The following is a 9,062-nucleotide window of genomic DNA, read 5'->3' as shown; positions in this document are numbered from 1 at the left end:
TTGCCGGGTTGCTGTTTAAAGACTACTCGCCTCACTTAAAATGTCTATGATGGCTCTAATTTACTTCAATTAAGGGTTTTATCAAAATAAAAAAGAAGGCGTCCTTTACTTTTTGGACACCTTCTTTGTTTTAAAGATTCGTTTTTTAAAAACCGTTTGAAAGAATTTTAAACTATCAACGAACCTTACGCCACAGTGATTTCAGCGTCCAGATAAACATCCTGAATGGCGTGCAGCAGAGCAACACCTTCGTTCATAGGCTTCTGGAAGGCTTTGCGGCCGGAGATCAATCCCTGCCCACCGGCACGCTTATTCACCACTGCAGTAAATACGGCATCAGCCAAGTCGCTGGCGCCTTTTGATTCGCCACCAGAGTTGATCAAACCAGCACGGCCCATATAGCTGTTGGCTACTTGATAGCGGGTTAAGTCGATGGGGTGATCGGTAGTGAGGTGAGTATAAATGCGCTCGTCGAGCTTGCCGTAAGATGATCCTCCAGTGTTGAGCGCTTTGTATCCTCCATTGAGGGTGGGTAGTTTTTGCTTTACGATATCGGCTTGAATGGTTACACCCAAGTGGTTTGCTTGACCAGTGAGGTCAGCAGCGGTGTGGTAATCTTTTCCGTCGCGTTTGAAAGCGCTGTTTCGAGTATAACACCACAAGATGGTTGCCATGCCGAGTTCATGAGCATATGCAAATGCTTCAGCTACCTCTACGATCTGGCGGCTAGATTCTTCGCTGCCAAAGTAGATGGTAGCTCCCACGGCTACTGCTCCCATGTTCCAGGCATCTTCGATGGTGCCAAACATGATTTGGTCGAACTTATTGGGATAGGTCAACAGTTCGTTGTGATTGATTTTAACGATAAAGGGTATTTTGTGTGCATACTTGCGCGCTGTGGCAGCCAAAACGCCGAAAGTAGAGGCTACGGCATTACAGCCCCCTTCGATGGCGAGCTTTACAATGTTTTCTGGATCGAAGTAAATGGGATTTTTTGCAAAGGATGCGCCTGCACTGTGCTCTATGCCTTGATCTACAGGCAAAATGCTCAGGTAGCCTGTTCTGGCCAAACGTCCGTGATTGTAAAGTGCATGGAGGCTTCGCAGGGTAGGAATGTTGCGGTTGCTAGGTCCGTAAATGCGATCTACAAAGTCGGGTCCCGGCAAGTGGAGTTGTTCTTTGGGAATGGTTGTACAGGTATGCGTTAGCAGCGATTCTGCCTGGTCACCGAGCAGCGAAACGATTTCAGCGTGGGTCATACATTTTGGTATTTGTGTTCTGTTGCCGACAAAGTTAACATGTCACTTTGTTGAATATCTTTTTCATTTAGAGAATTTTCGCATGATTCTTTACTACGAAAATTCATTCGATCAAATCTAAATGCGAAACATACACTGAGAGCATCCGGCCAGAGTATGTTTGGCTGTAAAAAGTGTTTTGACAAAGGATATCAACCTGATTTTGTTAAAAGTCCTTGTTATCGAAAGGAATATGAATCAATAAACCGGCAGTGAAGGATTGCTTCAGTCAAATTTGGATATAAAGTGTAATTATTTCGCTGAAAAAAATCCCTTAAGGACTTTTCTCAAGCCTAAGACAAACAACACAATTGCTGTAATGCTGAAGGCAGCCGATAGAACGATGCCCCACACTTTGCCCTCGTCGAGCAGCGGAAAACCAATGTAATAAAACAAAACCGGACCACTGAAGATGAAAGGCATAGAGCCAAACATCAGGGTAGCGCCTTTTGCCAGTAACTCTTTGTCAGAATGAGGGCGAGGTTTGTACTCAAACTTCATTTTTTCTGATTTTCATACAAAGCTAACGCAGATTTTACATCACCGGTTCGGCGTACCAAATCAAGAGCTATATCGTAAGAAATGGAGGCCTTTTCGGCAACTATGCGGGCAGCGCGGTCGATCAGTTTGTAGTTAGCCAGCTGCATGCGTACCATTTTATTGTCTTCTACCCGACCCAAGCGGATCATGGCTGTGGTAGTGAGCATATTGAGTACGAGTTTTTGGGCTGTGCCGGCTTTCATTCGCGTGCTGCCGGTAACCACTTCAGGTCCTGTGACGACTACTACCGGATAGTCGGCAAACTGAGTCACCGGCGCACCGGGATTGCAAGTGATGCAGCCCGTAGCTATTCCTGCCCGGCGACAGTGGTCGAGACCTCCCACCACATAAGGAGTAGTGCCAGAGGCAGCTATTCCTACTACAATATCGGCCGCGTTTACTCCATGTTCTTGCAAGTCGCGCCAGGCGCCTTCGTAGTCGTCTTCGGCAAATTCCACGGCTTTTCGTATGGCTCCATCGCCACCGGCTATCAGGCCTATGACCATGCCGTGGGGTACTCCATAGGTCGGAGGACATTCGCTGGCATCTACAATGCCGAGCCTTCCGCTTGTACCTGCACCGATGTAAAAAAGACGACCGCCGTTAGCGAGTTTTTGGTAAATTGCTTCTGCAAGAGCTTCAATTTCTGGTAGAGCCTTATGCACTGCCAGAGGCACAGTCTGGTCTTCGCGATTGATGATTTCCAGCAGTTCGCGGGTAGATCTTTTTTCCAGATGTCGGTAAGGCGAGTCTTGCTCTGTGATGCGTTGGAATTCAGCCATTTTTCTGAAGTAATGCCATGTAAAATCCGTCAGCGTCGAGTTCGGTGGGCAGTATTTGCTTGTCAGTGATCAAGGTGTATTCGCCTTTCTTTCGCTCCAGGAAGGCTTCTACTTGTCGGCGGTTTTCGTCGTCAATGAGCGAACAGGTCGCATATACGAGGGTTCCGCCGGGCTTGAGCATATCGGTGTAGGTGTCGAGTATTTCGCGCTGTATGCTAAGTACACGTTGAAAGTATTCGTCTCTCAACTTCCACTTTGTATCCGGATTTCTGCGAATCACACCGGTTCCGGTACAGGGTACATCGAGCAGCAGCTTGTCGGCGCTGTGGTGCAGGCGTTTTATGGTTTTACTGCCTTCTATGGGTCGGGTTTCGATGTTGTCCACACGATTGCGCGCTGCTCTACGGCGCAGTTCGCTGAGTTTGTGTTCTTCTACGTCCATAGCGATGATTTGTCCCTTGTTGCGCATTAGGGCAGCCATATGCAGCGACTTGCCTCCTGCACCGGCACAGGCATCGATCACGCGCTCGCCCGGTTTAGGGTTTAAAAAGGGCGCTATGAGTTGTGAACCTCCGTCTTGTACCTCATACAGCCCTTCGTGAAAGCTCTCCAGCCTAAACACGTTTACGCGCTCACTCAATTGTAAGCCTACATTGCTGTAGGGCAGGAGAGTAGCTTCTACTCCCTCAGCCTTCAATCGCTCTATGACAGCTTCGCGGGTAGTGAGTAGTGTATTTACGCGCAGGTGTAAGCCGGCGGGTTGATTTAAAGTATGCGCAAGGGTGGTCCATTCTTTATTGGGTGAGATTAACTCAGCCAGCCAGTCTGGGAATGACTCCCGAATGTTGGGGTCATTTATCTGATCTAACCTTTTTTGTATCAATGGCCATTCCGAAGCAATATCAGACCATTTGGGGTCATCGCCTGGAAGCCATTTACCTGAGAACAATCGGTAAAGTGCGAAGATTTTGTAGAGCTTTTTGCGCTTGAGCGATGGGTTTTCGCCCAGCAGATACCAGAGCAGTCGCCAGTGTCGTACGATTTCATACACACTTTCAGCTACAAAGGCTCTGTCTCTGGCGCCCCATTTTCGATTAGCTTTAAAAAGGCGCTCTATCGCCTTGTCAGCATACACATCCATACCGAAAATGGTCTCCAAGGCCTCAATGACTCCTCCGACCAGATTGGGATACAGCCTCTCAGGAGTAGCTAAAGTGCTTTTATTACTCGCTGCCAATGGATTTTACTGTTTTACCTCCTCTGCATTTCGGAGGATGTAATTAAAGTCGTTGATGTCTTTGTCGTTGAGCTGAAAAGTGCCTCTGAAGGTGAGCACCTCATCTGTTTTGTAGCGCCGATGGCCTTTTTTCAGCTTTAGTGACAATACGGACTCCGGACCAGCTCCACCACAGAAGTAACACGAGCTGAAAGGAAAGGCCGAGAGAGCATACATCCCGTTTTCGGCATCAATAGGTATCACATACCCCTTGATTTCTACCGTTTTACCATTGAGTTGCTTGAGCGATTGCCCAAAGTTGGGGAAGAGAAACCACGCTTCGGCTTCTTTGTAATACTTCTCTGTAAATTTTACATCTTGAAGGGTTTTCCAAGTGATTTTTATTATATCTTGATTTTGTGCAATTGTGCTATGCGGTGCTGTTAGACCACAAGTTAAAATGAACAGAAAAGCACTCATTCTAGGAAAGAGAAAATTTTTAACCATGCAACTCTGCATTTTCTAAATAGTAAATGAAATCACCGTTTGGGTGCTTATTGAGCCTTAAGATGCCTTTTACGACAATGAATTGATCGACCAAAAACTTGCTCTGTCGGTTTTTAAACCTCAGGCCTACTACCGTTTCAATTCCTGCTTTTCCGCAGAAAAAGCAATTGGCAAAGGGGGTTTTCGACAGCGCATATGTGTTGTTTGAAAAGTCCACTGGTATCACGTAGCCTGTCAAAATCACCTCCTGACCGTTGTATTTTTCCAATTCAGGAGAAAAGATGGGCTGGTAAAAGCCTGGTCTAGCCGGGTCTTCGCCACTGAGGGTGGTACCCAGTGTAAACCAGGTCAATATCTTTTGGCTGTGTCCGAGTTGCACAATAAGTAGTGCGAGCACAGTCAACGCATTACGAAAGTATGGTATCAGTAAGGGAATCTTCATATAGTTTGCGGTAGTCGTCCACATGTCCCCAGTCTTCGTCGTCGATGCGGATGCTGCCTTTGGTCACATGGCCGAGCAAATCAAAATCTACGCCATTGAGCATCATGGAGTCGATAAAGGCAGTTTCGTCTTCTTGCTTTACAGTTACTACTACGCGAGAGGGACCTTCGCCAAAGAGGTAAGCATCTTTCCGAATTTCAGCAGGTAAAGTGATGTCAAAGCCTAATCCGCTGGTCAAAGCCTTTTCCATTAAGCACACCCAAAGACCACCTTCTGAAATGTCGTGTGCGCTCTGAATCAGCCCTTGGCGAATGGTCATTTTTAGTTGCTCTTGTAGAGCAAATTCTTCTTCGAGGCTAAACAGGGGCACAGGAGATTTTTCGATGCCGTGTATGTGCACCAGATACTGCGACTGATTGATGTCTTCGCGCACCGTACCGATCAGGTAGATCAAATCACCTTTTTGCTTAAAAGGAATCGAAGTGATATAATTTTTGTTTTCTACGATGCCGATCATACCAATCGTAGGGGTAGGAAATACTGGCTCTACACCTTCTTTGGTTACAGTTTGGTTATAAAAGCTCACATTTCCTCCCGTTACAGGTGTTTTAAACGCTTCGCACGCCTTGCCCATACCCTTGATTGCTTCTACAAACTGCCAATAGACCTCCGGATTGTACGGATTGCCAAAGTTCAAACAGTTGGTTACGGCTGAAGGTTGCCCGCCAGATACCACGATATTGCGCGCGGCTTCGCTCACGGCCATCATGGTGCCTACATAAGGATCGGCCCATACAAAGCGCGGATTGCAGTCAACCGTCATGGCTAGCGCCTTGGGCGTGCCTTTCAAGTTAACTATAGCAGCATCGGTGGGGCGATTAGTGCTCATGTTTACCGTGCCGACCATTGAGTCGTATTGCTCGTAGATAAAGCGTTTGCTTGCCACATTGGGCAGAGCGAGTATCTTTTTGGCCACTTCTTTTAGGTCTGCAGGTTCGGGTACTTGGTGGATGTCGAAATTTTGCAATTCGCTGTAATAGGCAGCCTGGCGAAACTCGCGATAGTACACCGGCGCACCGCCACCGAGCACCAGCGAACTGGCCGGCAGGTCGGCTACCAGCTCTCCGTGCCAGTAGAAGTACAGCCTGTCGCCTGAAATTACTTCGCCAATTTGTTCGCAGTGGATGTCCCACTTGTCGTAAATGGCTTTCACTTGCTCCTCGTAGCCCTTTTTCACCACTACCAGCATGCGTTCCTGGCTCTCAGATAGCAGTATTTCCCAAGGCTCCATGTTTTTTTGGCGCAGTGGCACGCGGTCTAAGTGAATCTTCATGCCGTGTTTGCCGGCAGCACTCATCTCAGAGGTGGAGCAGATGATGCCGGCCGCACCCATATCCTGCATACCTACTACGTAATTGGTTTCGGCCAGTTCCATAGTGGCTTCGAGCAGTAATTTTTCCATAAAGGGGTCGCCCACCTGTACGGCCGGTATATCGTCAGCTGAATCTTCAGTCAAATCTTTTGAAGCAAATGAAGCACCGTGAATTCCGTCCTTACCCGTGCTGGAACCTACTATAAAGACCGGATTGCCAACGCCTTCAGCTTTAGCGTGAATGATGCGATCAGTGCGTACAATTCCTGCTGAAAAAGCGTTTACCAGCGGATTTTGGTTATAGCACTTGTCGAAGTACGTTTCACCGCCCACGGTTGGTATTCCGAAAGCATTGCCATAGTCTCCGATGCCTTTTACTACACCTTTAACAAGCCATTTGGTTCGCTCTAAGGTGGGGTCGCCAAAGCGCAAGCTGTTCAGCAGCGCAATGGGTCGCGCACCCATCGTAAAGATGTCGCGATTAATGCCACCTACTCCGGTGGCAGCCCCTTGATAGGGCTCCAGCGCTGAGGGGTGATTGTGTGATTCGATTTTAAAGGCACATCCGTAACCATCACCTATATCCACAAGTCCGGCATTTTCTTCACCAGCCTTTACCAGCATATGTGGACCGTCTTTGGGCAGCGTTTTGAGCCATACGATCGAATTTTTGTACGAGCAGTGCTCCGACCACATGCCTGAGTAGGCACACAGCTCAGTGAAGTTTGGTTCGCGCCCGAGTAATTCTTTGATGCGTTCAAATTCCTCTTCCAGCAGGCCGAGCTCCTTAGCTGTGGCCGCGTTTACCGGCGGATATAGTGCGGTATTCATGTACGAATGGGATTTTTCCAGTTCAAGGCACAAAGATACACGCCCACTGCCCGGCCACTGTCTTATTTTGCGGCTCCTTCAAATTTGATGAGAGGTTTTAATTGTTTTTTTCGTTTGGATTTAAAAAAAATCATCCCAATATCTTTTTCAACAGATGGGCAAAATGCCCTTACTTCGTAGCGAATAATCTGGCGGTGCCATGAAACGAATTTTCAGCCTACTGGCAGGTGCGATGCTTTGGCATGGGTGTACTACCTCAAATGAATCAAATGAAATGAGTGAAATATCAGCTGTAGAACAAAAACCTGTGGTGTACCAAATGATGACGCGCCTTTTTGGCAATAAAGTGACCACTAACAAGCCTTGGGGAACAAAGGAAGAAAACGGTGTAGGTAAGTTTAACGACATAACGACCGAAGCGCTGATGGAGCTCAAAGCACTTGGGGCTACTCACCTTTGGTACACCGGTGTACCTCATCATGCTCTTGTGGGCGATTACACCAAATATGGAATAAGCCTCGACGACCCCGATGTGGTCAAGGGGCGAGCAGGTAGCCCCTATGCAGTCAAAGATTACTACAACGTCAATCCAGATTTAGCGGTTGATGTAACCCAACGCCTACAGGAGTTTAAAGCTTTGATTGATCGCACGCATAGCCTGGGGCTCAAGGTAATCATCGACCTAGTGCCAAACCATGTGGCTCGCCGTTACAACAGCATTAGCCGTCCTGCCGGTGTAAAAGATTTAGGCGAAGACGACGACGTCTCGGTCGAATTTCATGTGAACAACAACTTTTACTACATCCCCGGCAAGGCTTTTCAAGTGCCTGAATGGCGTGATGGTTATCGCCCTTTAGGCGGGGAGCTGCATCCGCTGGCAGATGGGAAATTTGAGGAATATCCGGCCAAGTGGACAGGTAACGGTAGCCGCTCACCTCGCCCCGACTTTTACGACTGGTATGAAACCGTAAAAGTGAACTACGGCGTGGCGCCTGATGGCACAAAGCACTTTCCCCAGCTTCCGGCTGACTATCGAAACAAGGATTACAGAGCACACTTTGAATTCTGGAAAGGTAAGACTGTGCCCGATACATGGGTAAAGTTTCGGCAAATTGCCGAGTACTGGATCGACTTTGGCGTCGATGGCTTTCGCTACGATATGGCCGAAATGGTACCAGTTGAATTTTGGAGCTACATGAATTCAGCCATTAAAATGAAAAAGCCTGACGCCTTTCTATTAGCTGAAATTTACAACCCTTCGATTTACCGCGACTATATTTATTTGGGCAAAATGGACTACCTCTACGACAAAGTGGAGATGTACGACACTCTGCGCCACATCGTAGAGGGGCGTGGCAATGCCGATCATCTGCCTGCCATCATAGAGCGCAATGCCGACATACATCCAAAGCTGTTGCATTTTCTGGAGAACCACGACGAGCAGCGAATCGCCAGTCCGGCCTTTGCGGGCGATCCTTTTAAAGCCCTGCCGGCTATGGTCGTTTCGGCTACGGTGGACAAGGGGGCTACCATGATCTACTTCGGCCAAGAGGTAGGCGAACAGGGAGCAGAAGATGCAGGCTTTGGCAAACCGACGCGCACGAGCATCTTCGACTACATAGGAGTGCCTGCTCATCAGCGTTGGATGAATGGCGGCAAATTTGACGGCGGTGCACTTACGGAGCGCGAAAAAGAACTTCGCAACTACTACAAAACTTTGCTCAACATAGCCCGCAGCCATCCGGCATTGCGTGGCGACTACATCGATCTGCACCTCTTCAACCGTGCTGAGAACCCCTTGGAATACCACAACAAGCTCTTCAGCTATATTCGCCATAAGGGATTAAACCGATTGCTTGTGGTCGTGAACTTTTCAGATAAAAATTCAGACTTCATTTTAAAACTTTCGCCTGAGGCTGTGAAGCGGCTCCAACTGGCACAGGGCAAGTTCCCAGGCAAAGACATTTTAGGTCGAAACAACGGCTTTACCATCGAAGTCAGAGGTCAGTCAGGTCGAGTATCAGTGCACTTGGAGCCCTTTCAAAGTGCCATTATTGAATTTTAATTTCTTCGA

Annotated in this window: 8 protein-coding genes; 1 reads left to right on the top strand and 7 read right to left on the bottom strand. The window is 48.0% G+C overall.

Translation table 11 applies throughout. From position 1 onward, the window contains the following. Positions 1 to 185 precede the first annotated feature (185 nt). From EIP89_RS08970 to purL, 7 genes are all read right to left on the bottom strand, one after another. Positions 186 to 1,259, bottom strand: a complete 1,074-nt coding sequence (locus tag EIP89_RS08970; protein ID WP_124398340.1) for a class I fructose-bisphosphate aldolase — start codon at positions 1,257 to 1,259, stop codon at positions 186 to 188. Positions 1,260 to 1,550: 291 nt separating this feature from the next. Further along, positions 1,551 to 1,799 carry a DUF6095 family protein gene (locus EIP89_RS08965; protein WP_124398339.1) on the bottom strand — a complete coding sequence of 83 codons (249 nt, stop codon included), beginning with the start codon at positions 1,797 to 1,799 and terminating at the stop codon, positions 1,551 to 1,553. After that, positions 1,796 to 2,620, bottom strand: a complete 825-nt coding sequence (murQ, locus tag EIP89_RS08960; protein ID WP_124398338.1) for an N-acetylmuramic acid 6-phosphate etherase — start codon at positions 2,618 to 2,620, stop codon at positions 1,796 to 1,798. Before murQ ends, EIP89_RS08965 begins: the two co-directional genes overlap by 4 nt. Then, complete coding sequence (locus tag EIP89_RS08955; protein WP_245966134.1) at positions 2,613 to 3,857, bottom strand: RsmB/NOP family class I SAM-dependent RNA methyltransferase; 1,245 nt, start codon at positions 3,855 to 3,857, stop codon at positions 2,613 to 2,615. The genes murQ and EIP89_RS08955 overlap by 8 nt, the downstream gene beginning before the upstream one ends. A gap of 6 nt (positions 3,858 to 3,863) precedes the next feature. Then, complete coding sequence (locus EIP89_RS08950; RefSeq protein WP_124398337.1) at positions 3,864 to 4,343, bottom strand: DUF3299 domain-containing protein; 480 nt, start codon at positions 4,341 to 4,343, stop codon at positions 3,864 to 3,866. Next, positions 4,336 to 4,740, bottom strand: a complete 405-nt coding sequence (locus EIP89_RS08945; protein WP_160160572.1) for a DUF3299 domain-containing protein — start codon at positions 4,738 to 4,740, stop codon at positions 4,336 to 4,338. The genes EIP89_RS08950 and EIP89_RS08945 overlap by 8 nt, the downstream gene beginning before the upstream one ends. Before the next feature lie 10 nt (positions 4,741 to 4,750). Next, positions 4,751 to 6,988, bottom strand: coding sequence for a phosphoribosylformylglycinamidine synthase subunit PurL (purL, locus tag EIP89_RS08940; protein WP_124398335.1), 2,238 nt, complete (start codon positions 6,986 to 6,988; stop codon positions 4,751 to 4,753). 199 nt (positions 6,989 to 7,187) lie between these two features. On the opposite strand from purL, the gene EIP89_RS08935 reads away from it, so the two are divergent. Further along, a complete protein-coding gene (locus EIP89_RS08935) occupies positions 7,188 to 9,053 on the top strand; it encodes an alpha-amylase family glycosyl hydrolase (protein ID WP_124398334.1) in 1,866 nt (621 codons plus the stop codon). Positions 9,054 to 9,062: the final 9 nt, after the last annotated feature.

Origin of the sequence: Thermaurantimonas aggregans, assembly GCF_003851885.1 — a bacterium.
Classification (GTDB): domain Bacteria; phylum Bacteroidota; class Bacteroidia; order Flavobacteriales; family Schleiferiaceae; genus Thermaurantimonas; species Thermaurantimonas aggregans.
Note: the sequence above shows the minus strand (reverse complement) of the source record. Positions and strands in the feature narration are given on the sequence as shown.

Bases quoted from the DNA above. Each gene is read 5' to 3' on its own strand.
- EIP89_RS08970 (WP_124398340.1), bottom strand. From the start codon at position 1,259: ATGACCCACGCTGAAATCGTTTCGCTGCTCGGTGACCAGGCAGAATCG.
- EIP89_RS08965 (WP_124398339.1), bottom strand. From the start codon at position 1,799: ATGAAGTTTGAGTACAAACCTCGCCCTCATTCTGACAAAGAGTTACTG.
- murQ (WP_124398338.1), bottom strand. From the start codon at position 2,620: ATGGCTGAATTCCAACGCATCACAGAGCAAGACTCGCCTTACCGACAT.
- EIP89_RS08950 (WP_124398337.1), bottom strand. From the start codon at position 4,343: ATGGTTAAAAATTTTCTCTTTCCTAGAATGAGTGCTTTTCTGTTCATT.
- purL (WP_124398335.1), bottom strand. From the start codon at position 6,988: ATGAATACCGCACTATATCCGCCGGTAAACGCGGCCACAGCTAAGGAG.
- EIP89_RS08935 (WP_124398334.1), top strand. From the start codon at position 7,188: ATGAAACGAATTTTCAGCCTACTGGCAGGTGCGATGCTTTGGCATGGG.